Below are 263 nucleotides of genomic sequence, written 5' to 3'. Positions count from 1 at the left end.
GGCTCGCCTGCTGCGCGATCGAGTTCATCGCCGCGTCGATGGCCCGGCACGACTTCATCCGGCTCGGCGTGATCCCCTCGCGCCGGGCCCGCGCCAGGCCGACCTGATGATCGTCTCGGGCACGGTGACGGACAAGATGGCGCCGGCCGTGAAGCGTCTGTACGAGCAGATGCCCGAGCCGAAGTACGTCATCTCCTTCGGCGCCTGCTCGAACTGCGGCGGCCCGTACTGGGACTCGTACTCGGTCACCAAGGGCGTCGACC

At 68.8% G+C, this 263-nt stretch carries 1 pseudogene; it reads left to right on the top strand.

Annotated elements, in window-relative coordinates:
* Window positions 1–263 (top strand): annotated as a pseudogene (locus tag CCN56_RS39870) (NADH-quinone oxidoreductase subunit B); the annotation flags it as partial.

Source organism: Streptomyces sp. NRRL B-24572, from assembly GCF_002156145.1.
Lineage (GTDB): Bacteria > Actinomycetota > Actinomycetes > Streptomycetales > Streptomycetaceae > Streptomyces > Streptomyces vietnamensis.
Note: the sequence above shows the minus strand (reverse complement) of the source record. Positions and strands in the feature narration are given on the sequence as shown.